This window comes from Butyrivibrio sp. AD3002, from assembly GCF_000420905.1.
GTDB lineage: Bacteria > Bacillota > Clostridia > Lachnospirales > Lachnospiraceae > Butyrivibrio.
On record NZ_ATVV01000003.1, the window covers coordinates 203,517 to 218,896 of the forward strand.

General features: G+C 34.7%; 10 protein-coding genes. 8 read left to right on the forward strand and 2 right to left on the reverse strand.

The features are described 5' to 3' along the window. Nucleotides 1–152: 152 nt before the first annotated feature. A complete protein-coding gene (locus G596_RS0104320; RefSeq protein WP_022760613.1) occupies nt 153–4,628 on the forward strand; it encodes an InlB B-repeat-containing protein in 4,476 nt (1,491 codons plus the stop codon). 48 nt (nt 4,629–4,676) lie between these two features. Here G596_RS0104320 and G596_RS0104325 read toward each other — a convergent pair whose 3' ends face one another. Beyond that, a complete protein-coding gene (locus G596_RS0104325; RefSeq protein ID WP_139165225.1) occupies nt 4,677–5,594 on the reverse strand; it encodes a hypothetical protein in 918 nt (305 codons plus the stop codon). 362 nt (nt 5,595–5,956) lie between these two features. Continuing rightward, a complete protein-coding gene (locus G596_RS0104330; protein ID WP_022760615.1) occupies nt 5,957–7,081 on the reverse strand; it encodes a glycosyltransferase in 1,125 nt (374 codons plus the stop codon). Between the two features lie 263 nt (nt 7,082–7,344). On the opposite strand from G596_RS0104330, the gene G596_RS20855 reads away from it, so the two are divergent. The 7 genes from G596_RS20855 to G596_RS0104365 all read left to right on the forward strand — a co-directional run bounded on the left by G596_RS20855 (nt 7,345) and on the right by G596_RS0104365 (nt 15,363). After that, entirely contained in the window at nt 7,345–8,370 is a 1,026-nt protein-coding gene (locus G596_RS20855) for a glycosyltransferase (RefSeq protein ID WP_022760616.1), read from the forward strand. Between the two features lie 248 nt (nt 8,371–8,618). Continuing rightward, on the forward strand, nt 8,619–9,581 hold the full coding sequence (locus G596_RS0104340; RefSeq protein ID WP_196805188.1) for an O-antigen ligase family protein: 963 nt from the start codon (nt 8,619–8,621) through the stop codon (nt 9,579–9,581). Then, nucleotides 9,578–10,672, forward strand: a complete 1,095-nt coding sequence (locus tag G596_RS0104345) for a polysaccharide pyruvyl transferase family protein (RefSeq protein ID WP_022760618.1) — start codon at nt 9,578–9,580, stop codon at nt 10,670–10,672. Before G596_RS0104340 ends, G596_RS0104345 begins: the two co-directional genes overlap by 4 nt. A 14-nt stretch (nt 10,673–10,686) precedes the next feature. Then, the gene (locus G596_RS0104350; RefSeq protein ID WP_022760619.1) at nt 10,687–11,877 is read left to right on the forward strand and encodes a Coenzyme F420 hydrogenase/dehydrogenase, beta subunit C-terminal domain; all 1,191 of its coding nucleotides are present in this window, start codon (nt 10,687–10,689) and stop codon (nt 11,875–11,877) included. 5 nt (nt 11,878–11,882) lie between these two features. Next, entirely contained in the window at nt 11,883–13,412 is a 1,530-nt protein-coding gene (locus G596_RS0104355) for a lipopolysaccharide biosynthesis protein (RefSeq protein WP_022760620.1), read from the forward strand. A gap of 6 nt (nt 13,413–13,418) precedes the next feature. Next, nucleotides 13,419–14,114 (forward strand): acyltransferase, encoded by a 696-nt coding sequence (locus G596_RS20860; protein ID WP_022760621.1) that lies wholly within the window; start codon nt 13,419–13,421, stop codon nt 14,112–14,114. A gap of 22 nt (nt 14,115–14,136) precedes the next feature. Next, nucleotides 14,137–15,363: a Coenzyme F420 hydrogenase/dehydrogenase, beta subunit C-terminal domain gene (locus G596_RS0104365; RefSeq protein WP_022760622.1), complete on the forward strand. Its 1,227-nt coding sequence runs from the start codon at nt 14,137–14,139 to the stop codon at nt 15,361–15,363. Nucleotides 15,364–15,380 lie beyond the last annotated feature (17 nt).

The following is a 15,380-nucleotide window of genomic DNA, read 5'->3' on the forward strand; positions in this document are numbered from 1 at the left end:
TAGAATATATTTTGACTTTGCGGAATAATATATAAAATTATATAGAAGGTCATAGCAGGGTAATAACGTGCTATGACCTATTTTATTTCCATTTCGCATAATTACCTTTATATTTTCAGGGGGGAAGAAAAGAATTAGTGAGGAGAAGAAGAATGGGAAAAGGGAACTCAAAGTGGACATTTAAGCACTCTTATGATGCCTTCGTAAAGAGCATACTTAAAACATGTATGCTTTTTATTATGTGCATATTTCTTATGAATATGTTTAATTGTACTGCTTTGGCAAAAGAAAATGCTGTAACAATTGTTACTAAAAGACCTATGGCAGGTCAGCCACTGGAGATTAAGAAATCTGATGTGGTAAATTCGGTAAAGTGGTATATTGGCGATACCGTTATATCTGAAGGAGATACATACACTCCCGAATCGGAAGATTATGAGAAATGGATTGTATTGAAAGCATATGATTCAGAGGGAAAAGAAGTAGCTTCTGATTCGATTTACTTTAGTAAATTACCGGTAGTATATATTAATACGGATGATGGACAGGCCATTACAGACAAGAATGAGAAGCCGGCAAATCTGTTTATCCAGGGTAATGATGGCTATAGTGATCAGTATTCCGGAAAAATATCTGTAAAGCTTAGAGGTAATACATCAGCAAAATTTCCGCAGAAGCCGTATAAAATCAAGCTTGATAAAAGTACGGATCTGTTTGGAATGGGAAAGAATAAGCATTGGTGTCTAATATCAAATTATATAGACCAATGTGCAATGAGAAACGTGCTTGGCTCAGAAATAGCAAAACAGCTTGGGATTGAGAACATGGATATGACCTGGGTTGATGTTGTTCTCAATGGTGAGTATAGAGGAATGTATGTACTTACTGAGCACATCAGCATCGGAAGCACAAGAGTAAATATCTACGACTGGGAGGATGAAGCAGAGTCAATATCTAAGAAGATCGCAAAAAAAGAAAAGTTTAGTGATAGTGATAAGAAAGCTCTTGAGGATCTTCTTAGTAGTGACCTTACATGGGTGAGTACCGGAACTGTAGAATTCAAGCATAAGACTTATCTGATAAATGATTATTATGATGGAGATATCTTTGATATTTCCGGTGGCTATTTATATGAATTGTCCGAAGAGTTCGATGAGGATTCAAAATTTGAAACTTCAAGAGGCTTAAAGGTTATGCTGAAAAAACCTGAGAGCCTATTCTCTAACGACGATATGATGAACTATTCACAGGAGTATTGGCAGAATTTTGAAGATGCTCTTGTGGCAGATTCCGGTTATAACAGTCAGGGCAAACATTATACGGATTATGCTGATTTTGATTCCATGACATCCTATTGGCTGACTATGGAAATAATGGGAAATCATGATTCTTCAAAAAAAAGCAGATTCTGCTATTTGGATAAGAACGGAAAGATCTTTTTTGGACCGGCTTGGGATTTTGACTGGGGTTGTGGATCATATACGGTTGGAACCGACCCGATATGGTGGAAACTGACAGGTGGTACCCTCTGGAGGGATTTCGTTGATGATCCCTATTTTCAGATAAAATCAGCAGAAAAGTATTGGGATAATCGTGATTATTTTAATAATTGGATTAAGACTTCAGGATTATATGATGAAAAGATTGATTATATTAAAGAGGCCGGCCGTGCAAGTGATGTAGTTTATCCTCGTAAAGATTATTGGATTTATGAGAGACGAGATTTTGATACTGATGCTTCTTTATTCAGAACATACTTTTCTGAAAGACTGCAATGGTTTGACAGAGCTTTTGCAAATAACCAGGTGCTGTCGAAATCGTTGTCTGACATTAAATCCAGTAGAGGGGATTCATATAAAAAGCAGGATGAAGAGCTGCCTCTTGATATTCTAGGCGGATCCGAAGACAAAATATCAGAGCATTTTCCGGCAGATTATATTTTAGGAGAAAAGATGTCTACGACTCTTTCCATATCCGGAGATGCTGCTGAGAAAGACAAAAACTATGATTTTGAAGTTTATATAAATGGTAAGTATTCAGGATATGCAATAGAAGATGAAACTGGTTATTCATTTAGTATAGAACCTGAGGCGCTTACTGAACCAGTAGGAAAGAGAAATGTTATTGCTGTTATATGCAGGGATAAAAACGGTAAATTAGTATATTCAAATTACAAGACTGTAATCCAGGATGAGAATATGACTTATCCTGCATATACAATTACATATAATAGCAACGGTGGTTCAGAAGTAGCTGCGCAATCATATCAATGCGGAATGGACATTGATGAACCTGAAGATCCGATAAAAGAAGGATGCATTTTTACAGGCTGGTATTTAGATGAAGGTTGGACTACTTTATTTGATTTCGGAGAGATGCCTCAACATGATATTACCTTATATGCCGGATGGCATCAGATAACGGCAAACAAATCCAGTTATGTCCTGTATTTTGTTTCGAATGGTGGAACAACTATACCTACAATTATTACTGAAAATCCCAGTGAAATTGATATATCAATGATTCCGGAGAGAGAAGGTTATTCTTTTGGCGGGTGGTATTCGGATAAGAATTTTGAAAATGAATTCGTGCCGGATTCGTTAAACGAAGGCTTGAATACAGTATATGCAAACTGGATTCCGGAAAACCATACAATATCATTTGATAGCTGTGGCGGTTCAGTTATAGACGACTCTATTACAGGAGTATACGGATCTGAGATTCATGCTCCGGCAATACCGCAAAGAGATGGATATTGGTTTGTGGGGTGGTACAAAGAAAGTTCCTACGAGAACATATTCCTCTTTGGAAAAATGCCTGCTGAAGACATAACATTATATGCAAAATGGACGCCAAGACAGTATATGCTGAGATATGTTACAAATGGTGGAAGTCTGATTCCGTATTCTATGGAGAATTATGATGCAGAAATCTCAGCTCCTGCAGAACCGACACGATTAGGTTATACTTTTGCCGGCTGGTATATCGATAGAGCACTCACACAAGAGTTTTCATTTGACAGGATGCCTTATGGAAATACCACTTTGTATGCTAAATGGGATAGAGCAAACTATTTGGTATCGTATGAGAGTAATGGCGGATCCGAAATAGATACAAATGAGGTTCCTTTTGAGACATATATACCGGTACCATCTGTTCCGGAAAAGGAAGGATATGTATTTACCGGTTGGTTTGCGGATGAAGAATGCCAGACTCCTTTTGGTTTTGGCAAAATGCCCGCTGAGGATATTGTCCTTTACGCAGGTTGGACAGAATACCAGAATGTTGTTAGATTTGTGACATTATGTGAAACAGCAATATCACCGATAATCTCTGAAAGTGATATTATTGTAGAAGCACCTGAAGAACCCTCTAGAGAAGGATATACATTTGCCGGATGGTATGCAGATGCCGGTTATGAAACCGAATTTGATTTTGCTGAGGCCATTACAGGTGTATCAACAGTTTATGCGAAGTGGGATATAAATGCATATTCAATTACATATGCATCACTTGGTGGATCAGAAGTAGAAGCGATTACAGCTGATTATGATGCAGAAATAGTGGCGCCTGAAATTGTTCCGGAGAAAGAAGGCTTTACCTTTACAGGGTGGTTTACAGACGAGGCATGTGAGAATGAGTTTTCATTTGGAAAAATGCCTGCTAATGATCTCATAATCTTTGCGGGATGGGTTCCTAATAACTATACTGTGACGGTAGATACCAATGGTGGTAATGAGATAGGGGCATTTGATGTAACATATGGACAAGCTATAAGTGTTGCTGAACCGATAAGAGAAGGCTATACATTTAGAGGCTGGTTTGTAGATAGAGACTTGAGTACGGCAGCGGATCTTTCAAGTATGCCTGCTTATAATCTTGTTCTTTTTGCAGGATGGGAGAAAAATAACTATACATTTGAGTATGACAGCATGGGAGGAAGCCCGGTAGAAGCACAGATTGTCGCATTTGGAGAAAATGTAATTGTGCCGGAAAAACCTGTAAAAGAGGGCTATGTTTTCACAGGTTGGTATATTGATCAGGAATGTACAGCGCTTTATCCTTTTGGAACAATGCCTGCAGGTAATGTAAAGGTATATGCAGGTTGGGCACCTGAAAATAACAGTGCAAATAGTGAATCTGCAGCTTTAGTTGATGCATCGAAGCTTGAAATTGGGAAGATATATGATACTGTTGATCAGAATGTAAAATGCAAGGTTACATCTGTTTCAGAAGATGGTAGCGCAGAAGGTGCATTCATTTATTCTAAAGACAGTGAAGAGAAAACAGTAACTATTCCCGGCAGAGTTGTTCTGGACAATGGAGCTGTGGTTAATATTTCTTCTATTGATGATAATGCTTTTGCTAAGAATACTACAATTACCAAGGTTATTATCAGTAAAAACATAAGTAAAATCGGTAAGAAAGCTTTCTATGGATGTAAAAAACTGAAGAAAATTGTAATTAAATCATCCAAGCTAAGCAAAAAAAGTGTTGGCAAAAAAGCATTTAAGGGCATTTCATCAAAGGCGACCATTCAAGTTCCAAAGAATAAGGTCAAGAAATACGAGAAAGTATTAAGAAGTAAGGGTGTTCCTGAAAAAGCTAAAATAGTAGGTAAGAAATAAGATTTAACAAAAATCCCACGATTCATTTTTGAATCGTGGGATTTTTTGTTATTTCTTTCGTGTATCAGAATAGTATAATTTATTTAATTTTGAAGCCTTACATTTTTTATATTTTTTGTTTGGAATAGTGTTACCCCAGACAGATTTAGCGGATGTTGTACATTTGTATCCTCTGGATGAATATAGCTGAGACAGGGTTTTTATACATGCAGAGTCTTTTGAATCAATTCCACCGGATGCTGTAAGCTTTCCGACAACATTAGGACTAACCCATACTTCATAACTGGCGGCATAATATAGATAATCATTTTTTTTTAGTTTAGCGGCACCGCCCCAAAAATGCAGGCAATTTCCGTGTAAATCGTCTTTCGTAAGATCCACTTTTGCATAATTGTTGTAATATGTCACGTTTTTACATTTTCTTGCTTTTGCCGTTTTCCATGGCAATGTATATATGTATATACCCTTGGGATATGGCTGAGAATCAATTGTTATCCATCGCTTTTTTGATTTTGAATAGGCAAACATTTTCATCTTTCCAAAATATACAGAAAAGCTGTCAGGCAGAGTTTGTTTTGTGGTTTCCTCTACAGCTCCAAAATTTAATAATTTTGATGCTGAAGCAGGAATTTTTTTTGTGACAATGTGACCATTGTCGCGCGAAGCGCGAATCATTTCGTCTGATAGGGATTCTGAAGGCATATTCATAGAGCAGTAGACAGGATCGGTAAGTAATGAAACGGGTATTTTTCCGTTGTGAACATCTTTTTTTGACTTACGATATGAATCCCATTTGACAGTACCGTTTTTGGGAAGAGACTCCGGACTAATATTTGTCATTTCGTCCCGATTTAAAATGACTGTTGATTTAGATTTAGAGGCAGAATATGCATGAAAAGTAGGAGCGGAAAAAATTGTGACTGATAATAATACAGATAATAAGCTGGTATAAATACTTCTATGCATATAACTGCACTCCTTTAATAAATATGCGAATAGTGTAGAAACATAAATTGATAATCTAAATATTATTATTCAATATAAATTGTGGTTTCTCAAGAGATAAAATGGTTATCTGTTTCATGTATTTGAGTTTTAACATATTTATTTCCTTCAGTATGAGCCCATTCTCAAATAGGTGTGACTATTACATAAGCTGCAGTTGAGGTTACAGTGCTCGGCAACGGGTATTTCTGCATGGGGAATATATTGTTTTTTACGTTTCACCGGTTATTCTCTTCTTAAATATAAAGTATTATATAAAATTAAACACTTCCGTAATCAATGAATCATCGATTACGGAAGCAATAATAAACATATAAATGAACCTAGTGAGTTCGACAATAAAGTTTATAATGACCGAAGTCTCTTTCAAGTAGAAATTTGTTCAAGTCATGATACCGTTTATCACTTGCATAAGCAGAACAATATTTTTCAAATAGATCAGCTATTATGATAAAGGCTGATTCCTGAACATCAATCGGAAGTTTACAAAGCCTCTTTTCATTAAGAATAATCTGCTTCATGACAGTATTATGATAAGAGCGATCCTTTGGCAAATTAAGCTTTGAATACTCTTTAAGTACTAAATCCGTTACCCAAATCGTATCAATTGATTTCATTTTTTTCGAAGAAGAGTGGCTGATACTACTGGTTACTATTCTGTACGAGTACACATAATCGGAAATAGTAAAAATGCGTTTTGCTGAGTGATAAAGGAAAAACGCACATATGGTATCTTCAAACCACATATTCTTAGGGAAAATAATGTTTTTAAATAGAGAGCTTTTATAAACTTTTCCCCAGGCCATACCTATCAATTTGGATGAGGAATTGAGCTGCTCATTTTTTAAGTGGTTGAATTTTACTTGCCTGTCATCATATAAACGGTAGTAAGATCCTTCTACTATATCGGCATCGTTTTTTATTGCACAATCCAGAAGGTGCTGAATTGTGTTTGGCGGCATGGTATCATCTGAATCTACAAAAGTGATATAGGCAGCTTCAATATTACTAAGACCAATATTTCGAGCGGATGATAATCCACCATTTTCAGAATGAATTATTTCAATGTTTGGAATATCAGTATATTTATTTAAAATCTGTTTTGAATTATCTGTAGAACCATCATTTATAATTATTAGTTTCCATTTATAAGTTGTTTTCTGTGAGATTATTGAGTTAATACATTCTTCTAAATACTTTTCATTATTGTATGTTGGGACAATGATTTGCAGGTCATATTTTGGCTCGCTTATGACGTTATTTCCTAAACAAGTACTATCAGGCTTTGGATAGTATGAGTTTAATAGCGAATATGCATCTTCTACGTTGTTTTTCAAGACTTTTTTTGAAAACAAATAGCAAAGAAGATAGCGAGCTGTTTTATATATATTATAACAACGGGTTTTATGAAGTTTATTAGCCCAATTAATTAACGTAACAGTGTTCATTACTTCCTCCAACAAAAAATGTAACTTATTCATATTATCATAATTATGAAGGCATTGCTACTGTTCATAAGAGTTCAAATAAAGAAAATGAGTGGAAATATGTGTAATATTACCAAAAAACATAATGCCTATGAAAAAAATATGAGTAGTTTTTTCTTTAAATACTCTGATATAATACAAAAATTGGGATTGGAATTATGATTGCAATCTTCCTATGATGCTTGGTAATTAGTATTTCGTTTATTTGTAAGGAGAAGAGTATTTTGAATAAACCTTTTTTTAGTTTAATTCTTCCTATATATAATGTAGAAGCTTATTTACAAAGATGTGTGGATTCAATTATCAGCCAGAATTTTGATGATTATGAAATCATTTTGGTTGATGATGGATCAACAGATAGCTGTCCGGCATTATGTGATGAAATCTGCACTACAGATGAAAGGATAAGAGTTATTCACAAAAAAAACGGAGGATTGTCCAGTGCCAGAAATGCGGGAATTGAAGTCGCAAATGGTGAGTATGTATTTTATATTGATTCTGATGACTGGATTGAACCTAATGCATTATTGACTCTGCATAATACATTGGAGAATGGTTCATGTGACATACTGAAGTTTAATTTTAAATATATGCCTTCTGGAAAAGAAGAAAAGTCTTCAATTATGCCAGGAAAATATGATGCGAATGATATTCATAAATGGATAGTTAAGGAGTCACTGGTAAATACAGGCGAAGTTATTTGTTCTGCGTGGTCCCATGTATACAGATTGGAGTTTCTTAAAACGGAGAATATTGTATTTGTTTCAGAGCGAGAAATTGGTAGCGAAGACTATTTATATAATTTGGAAACATATCTAAAAGCCAAAAGTATGGTTGTGATACCTGACATTATATATAATTATGATTTTCGTGAGGGTAGTCTGACACAGAAATATCGTGACAAATTATATGAGCAATACAAAAATCTCAATTCCGGGATGCATAATGTTGCCAAGAAATGTGGGGATTATGAAAATTTAAAGAATGCATTATATAGCTCATATATCGGAAAATGCTTTTATGTTGTTCTACGAAATGAGTGCAAAATTACTTCTACGCATACCAGAAATGATTCATTTCGAAAAATAAAAGAAATATTAAATCATAACGAGTTGAGAGAAGCACTGAAAGAATATAAAAGCTCCGACTTAAGCAGAAAAGAAAAAATAATGCTTTTTGTTTTGAAATACAAGATGAGATTGATTATATATTTGTGGATGTCACATAGCTTAAACAAGAAGAGTAGGTAAAAAATATGTTCCTTAAGATAAATAGTCGTACTGTTACAATACTAATTTCCGTACTGTTATTTCACCTATCTTATATTAAAGTTGAATTCACCAATAAGACCATCATACAAGTTCTGATTATTTTATGTTTACTCCTGTATTTGTTGTTTAATATCAGTACTTTGCTGGATAAGGAGTATTTGGGGATTAATTTTCTTATTGTATTATTTGGACTGTCGATGACATATTCAATGTTTGGCAATGAAGACATGATCTACAATATAGGTTCGGTTTGGAAAATAATATCTGTATTTCAGTTTGTTTTACCATTTTTGGTTATGGAGTGTATACAGAGAGCAGGCGAAGTGGTTCCTGTTATGAAGACGTTTTATATATGCGGTGTATCATATTGCGGATTGTCTATTGTTCATGCTTTTTTAACGGGAGCAAAACATATAGGTTTGATTGGAACATATTTGGTTGGAAATAAGTTCAATATTTCTTATTTGTTTATACTTGTGTTGATCTTATATATATACTTATGCACTATTAAAGAATTCCCATCTATCGGAGTGATAGTTCATTTTGTCATTGCAGCTGCAGTGGCAGCATATACAGAATGTTCTACCGCATTGGTCGGATTAGCAATCATTGCGGCATTGTTTCTGTTTAGAGAAAAGACAGCATCTATACTTAAAAAATTCAGAGTTATGATGCTAGTCCTGGTTATTTCCGCAACGATATTGCTGATTTTTTCAAACGTTATTTATTGGGCTCCAATAAGATATATCATTGAAGAAGTCCTGCATGAGGATATGACACTTTCCGGAAGAATGACAGGATTTGAAGGAGTGTTCCCTGCTATTTTGTACAGGCCGATATGGGGCTCGGGATTTCAGAATAATTATGTTATGTCTATGATTTTTACCGGTGGAATGGCTGACTTGCAAAATGGACTGGCAGATATCCTGCTCTCATTTGGCGTTGTGGGCGTTTTGATATTACTGGGAATCTTGTATATGTCTTTGAAAAAGGCAGATAAAGTTCAGAGTAATGCGTTCATAATGATGGCCTATATGTATATAGTTCTGTCTGCTGCCGAAATTACACTTAATCTTAAATTTTTTGTAGTGGTGGCACTAACTGCATTTGCATGGGATAAGAATCTGAATATAGACAATTTTGAAATTATTGATACAGATAAACAGTGTACAGGGGATGACAATTTATGAAAATAGGAATTTTATCTATGCAAAAGGTAGTCAATTATGGTTCTGTTTTACAGGCATACTCTTTGCGCGAAATGATAAAAAATGTTTGTGGTGAAAAAGCAGAATTTCTTGATATAGAGGAAGAACCATCACTTGAGGCAATAATGCCTGTTCAGGATATGGATGATTATGATGATGAGTACTTCTGCGAAAATAAAATTATTGAGAAGATTAAAAAAATAATTATGTACAGGCTTCAGAAGTTGGTCTTTTTCAAAAAAATCCATAAGTTTTGGAAAGAGGATTTGGAAATAGCTGATAATGATAAATCTGATGGGCAATATGATTTAGTTTTTGTTGGTAGTGATGAAGTCTTTAAATGTACTACAAAAATAAGGAAACAGCTATACGGTGAAGTTAATAATGCTAAGTCCGTAGTTACATATGCTGCATCATGTGGAAGTGCGGTTTTTAATGGTATACCAAGCAAAATTGTGCCTGATGTCAGAAAGTGCATGAGCAATTTCAAAAGAATGTCTGTACGTGATAAAGGAACAGAAGAGTATGTCTCCAGTCTGTATGACGGAGAGATAGTGCATAATCTGGATCCTGTTTTGGTCGGACCACTCTCTAAGCGCAAAAGGAATACGGTTTCATTAAAAAATTATATGATAGTTTATGCATATAACGATCGTATTCGTTCAAAAGAAGAGATTCTTGCAATAAAGAACTTTGCCAAAGAGCAAAAATTAAAAACGGTATGCTTTGGTGGGGTATTACAGTGGTGCGATTTATATATTCCCGCAGACCCTTTTACATTATTGGACTATTTTTATTATGCAGAATATATCGTTACAGATACTTTTCACGGAACGATTTTTTCGATAATTAATCACAAGAAGTTTGTATCTATTATCAGAAAGACTAATAAGAATAAAATGTCAAATCTACTGAGCGATTTAGGCCTGGAAGAGAGAATGCTTTTTGATATGAATCAGCTGGAAGGTCAGTTAATAAAAGATATTGATTACACTAAGGTAGATTCCATTATTGATAAAGAGAGAGAAAAAAGCGAACTTTACATAAAAGAATGTATTGGACTGATTAGCTAAAGCGGAGCATTTTGATGAGTGAAATAATATTGGTTAACAATGAAAAAGATTGTTGTGGATGCGGTGCTTGTGCCAACGAATGTCCAAAACAAGCTATTTCCATGAAAGAAGATGACTGTGGCTTTCTGTTTCCGGAAATTGATCATGACAAATGCGTAGAGTGCGGAAAGTGCTTGCGTATTTGTGCCTATAAAAAAGATAAAATAGAAAAGCATGAACCATTAGAAGGATATGCTGCAATAAATAATGATACTGATATGGAAAGAAAAAGTGCATCCGGTGGAGTTTTTTCTGCACTTGCGCATGCTTTTATTAAAAGTGGTGGCTTTATTTCAGGTGCTATTGCCAAACAGGAAAATGGTTCATTTGTAATTGAACATATTGTTGGAAATGATAATGATTCATTGGAGAAAATGCAGGGGTCCAAATATGTTCAGTCTAATAGTTTTGTTGCCTTCCCGCGAATAAAGGAATTACTTAATAATGGAGAACGGGTTCTGTTTTGTGGAACACCATGTCAGGTTGATGCTGTAAAAACAATTACCGGAAATCCAAATAATCTCATTACAATTGACTTGATATGTCATGGAGTTCCCTCTCAAAAATTATTCAGAGATTTCATTTCCGGATTAGAAAGAGATTTAAAGTGCAGGCTGTTACATTTTTCATTTAGAGATAAAGCCGGCAAAGAGAAAGGGTTTAATGCAGCTGCATATTCTGAAAATACTAAATATGAAATACCGCATGCACTGCTTTCATATTACAAATTGTTTTTGAACGGAATTATATATAGGGAAAATTGTTATTCTTGTCCATATGCATGTAAGGAGAGAGTATCGGATATTACAATAGGTGATTTCTGGGGAATAGAAGAGCAGCACAAAGAGGAAATTGATGCCGGAGAAATAGATTTAGGAAAATATTGGTCTTGCATATTAGAAAATACTGATAAAGGAAAAGAATTCTTAAAAGAATACAATGGATTATTACAACTGATTCCTTCAGATTATAAGAAAATTGCATTCAAGAACAAGCAACTCAGGGAACCAAGTATAATGCCGGAGAAAAGAAAGAAATACTTAGGATTATATTTAAAAGAAGGCTACAAAGCTGTTGAATCCGAGTTTCGCAAAAATATGGGTGGACCGATTAAGTTTTGGATAAAACGGAAAATATATATAAAAAGACATAATTTGGGAGAATAGATATAATGAACGGAAATCGAACAAAGAATGCTTCCAGGAATATTCTGGTTGGATTGGTGATGAAAATCACTCAAATAATTTTGCCATTCATTACCAGAACGGCCATTATTTATATTTTAGGAATGAAATATCTGGGACTTTCAAGTCTGTTTACATCAATTTTGTCTGTATTAAATATGGCAGAGTTAGGTGTTGGTAGTGCGATGGTCTTTAGTATGTATAAACCTATCGCCGAAGATGATCATTCTAAAGTATGTGCTTTAATGGCCTTATATCGTCTATACTACCGAATAATCGGACTTGTAATAGCAGGTATAGGAATTGCCTTAATTCCCTTTATTCCGGCTCTTATAAAAGGAGATGTACCTCCGGATATCAATATATATGTATTATACCTGCTTAACTTAGGTGCTACAGTTCTTTCATACTGGTTATTTGCATATAAGAACAGTATCCTTTCCGCACATCAAAGGGAGGATGTTGTAAGTAAAGTAAAGTTATATATGGCGTTGCTGCAAAATGTTATTCAGATATTACTGCTGCTTTTAACGCATAATTATTATACATTCGTCATGACAATGTTAGGTATTCAGATACTTACAAATATTGTTACGGCTTATTATGCAAATAAACTGTTCCCGAACTACAAACCTATCGGAACAATGCCCAAAGATGAAATAAAAGAGATCAATGGACAGATTAGAGACTTATTTACATCAAAGTTTGGTAGTGTGGTTTTTTCTTCTGCAGACTCAATGGTCATATCCGCTTTTTTGGGATTAGAAATGGTTGGTATCTATCAGAATTACTATTATGTAGTTAATTCTCTTATAGGTATTATTCAGATTATTTTTACAGCTTGCATGGCAGGTATAGGTAATAGCATTATTACTGAAACACCTGAGAAAAACTTTAGAGACTTTAATAAATTTACTTTCATCATTGCGTGGATTTCCGGCTTTTGTACATGCTGTCTGGTGAGCATGTACCAACCCTTCATGGAATTATGGGCTAAAAAAGAAAATATGTTGTCATTTCTTTTTGTTATATATATAAGTGCGTTTTTCTTTATTTGGGAAGTCTATAGAGCGATTAATGTTTATAAGGATGCTGCAGGTTTGTGGCATACTGATAGATTTAGACCATTAACTACTGCATTGGCTAATTTATCATTGAACTTATTAATGGTGAATTTTTTCGGGATTTATGGTGTTATTCTATCGACTGTGCTTTCAGTACTTTTTGTAGGAGCACCTTGGCTGTTAAAAAATATTTTCTCAACACTATTTCCACATGACTATATGAGAAAATACATAATAAAAATATCAACGTATGCTGTTGTGACTGCAATATGCTCTTGCGTTGCTTATGTCATTTGTATAATGATTCCTATAAAAACAGGTTTGTTTATGACATTGGTGATCAGAGCGATAATCTGCACTATTATTTGTAACTTGCTGTTCTTCTTGGTTTATTTTAGAACAAACGAGTATAAGGATGCGCTCGGGTTAGTGAAAAAAATCTGCAAGAGGTAAGAAAATATGAAAATAATAAATGCCTTAAAAAAGAAAATTAGTGGCAGAATGTCATCCGAAGAATATAGTGCCTATTTGAGAGGGAAAGGTGCAACAATTGGAAAGACAACAGTATTTATCGATCCTAAGCAAACCCATGTTGATGAACAGGCTGCATTTTTGATTTTTATTGGTGACTATTGCACGATTACAGCAGGAGTAACGATTTTAGCGCATGATTACAGTTTTAGTGTATTGAACAACACCTATGGAATAATGCCACAAAATCACCGTCAGACAAAAATTGGTAATAATGTATTTGTTGGACGCGGAGCTACAATACTTATGGGGGCAGAAATAGGTGATAATTGTATCATTGGAGCAGGGGCTGTTGTAAGCGGCAAGGTTCCGGATAATACAGTATGGGCAGGGAACCCCGCTAAACAAATATCTACTCTTGATGCGTTTAAGGAAAAAAGAGCGAAATATTATGAAGATGGAGCAATAACCCTGGCTAAAGGCATAATTACCAGATTGGGCAGAAAACCCACATATGAAGAAATGGGTGCATATATTGGATTATTTGCTCCCAGGACTGAAGAATTTAGAAAATATTTTGAGGCTCTTTCAAAAAGATATGAGACTGTAGCTGATAATGTATGGAACATGGAAAAAAAGTACATTGATCTCGATGATTTTTTAGAGAAAAATCATTTGATTTAGATTAAAGTAATCAGGAAAAACAATGATTGAAAAAATAGAACTATTTAAAGACAAAACTGAATGCTGTGCATGTGGAGCTTGCGAAAATATATGCTCTCAAAATGCTATAGAAATGAGAGAGGATGAAGTTGGCTTTTTGTATCCTTACATAAATAAAGATAAGTGTATTTCTTGTGGCGCTTGCATGAGGGTTTGCGGATATAAAAAAGCAAATGAAAACAATGATAATAGTGATCAATTTGTAATTGCATTTTCGTCTAAAGATGACAGCGTTATGTCCAGATCTGCTTCGGGGGGAGCATTTGCAGAAATTGCAAAGGAAGTATTAAATGAAAGCGGTGTTGTTTACGGCGCTGTTTCTGAAGATCGCAGTAATGGCTGGACAGTGCATCATTCCAGAATTGATAAAATGGATGATCTAAAGATGATGCAGGGCTCTAAATATGTTCAAAGTGACATGGGAAACATATACAAACAAGTCAGGAAAGATCTAGATGATGGACAGAAGGTTTTGTTTTCCGGGACACCATGTCAAGTAGATGGGTTGAATAACTACTTAATGAAAAAATACGATAACCTATTAACTGTTGATATTATATGCCATGGCGTACCTAATCAAAGAATGTACAAAGATTTTTTGAGCTATCGTGAAAATCATATTGATGGCACTATTGAGAGATTTGTTTTCAGGGATAAAAGCAAGGGGCAGGGTATGATATCCAGGATGGATATTAAGACCAATAACTTGAAAAGCAGGTCCATAATTAAAAAAGGAGAATTATATAGCTATTTCTATTTATTTCTCAAGCAGCATATATATAGAACCAATTGCTATTCATGTCCATATGCTAAACAGACAAGATATTCGGACATCACCATAGGTGACTTTTGGGGATTTAGTTCTTTATATCCCAACATGGCTGCTTCTGTAGAGCTTACTGATTCAAAAGGCGTTTCTTGCGTTATAGTTAACTCTGAGAAAGGTATGAGGGCTGTTGATAACATAAAGCAGCACTGCAATTGTATGGAGTCGACTTTTGAAATGGCATCAAAATATAATGGACAACTAAAGTATCCAAGCAGATTAACCGGAGTTCGCCAAAACATTATAGATGTTTACGCAGATAAGGGATATGCGGGGATAGAACATTTTTATCATACTCATTTTTGGAAAGATAGAATAAAGTACTTTATTTCTTCGCTGATTCCAATGAAAGTAAAGAAAAAGGCAAAAAGTCTTTTGGGATGATAATTCATAAAAAGATT

Bases quoted from the DNA above. Each gene is read 5' to 3' on its own strand.
- G596_RS0104320 (WP_022760613.1), top strand. From the start codon at position 153: ATGGGAAAAGGGAACTCAAAGTGGACATTTAAGCACTCTTATGATGCC.
- G596_RS0104325 (WP_139165225.1), bottom strand. From the start codon at position 5,594: ATGCATAGAAGTATTTATACCAGCTTATTATCTGTATTATTATCAGTC.
- G596_RS0104330 (WP_022760615.1), bottom strand. From the start codon at position 7,081: ATGAACACTGTTACGTTAATTAATTGGGCTAATAAACTTCATAAAACC.
- G596_RS0104340 (WP_196805188.1), top strand. From the start codon at position 8,619: ATGATCTACAATATAGGTTCGGTTTGGAAAATAATATCTGTATTTCAG.
- G596_RS0104345 (WP_022760618.1), top strand. From the start codon at position 9,578: ATGAAAATAGGAATTTTATCTATGCAAAAGGTAGTCAATTATGGTTCT.
- G596_RS0104350 (WP_022760619.1), top strand. From the start codon at position 10,687: ATGAGTGAAATAATATTGGTTAACAATGAAAAAGATTGTTGTGGATGC.
- G596_RS0104355 (WP_022760620.1), top strand. From the start codon at position 11,883: ATGAACGGAAATCGAACAAAGAATGCTTCCAGGAATATTCTGGTTGGA.
- G596_RS20860 (WP_022760621.1), top strand. From the start codon at position 13,419: ATGAAAATAATAAATGCCTTAAAAAAGAAAATTAGTGGCAGAATGTCA.
- G596_RS0104365 (WP_022760622.1), top strand. From the start codon at position 14,137: ATGATTGAAAAAATAGAACTATTTAAAGACAAAACTGAATGCTGTGCA.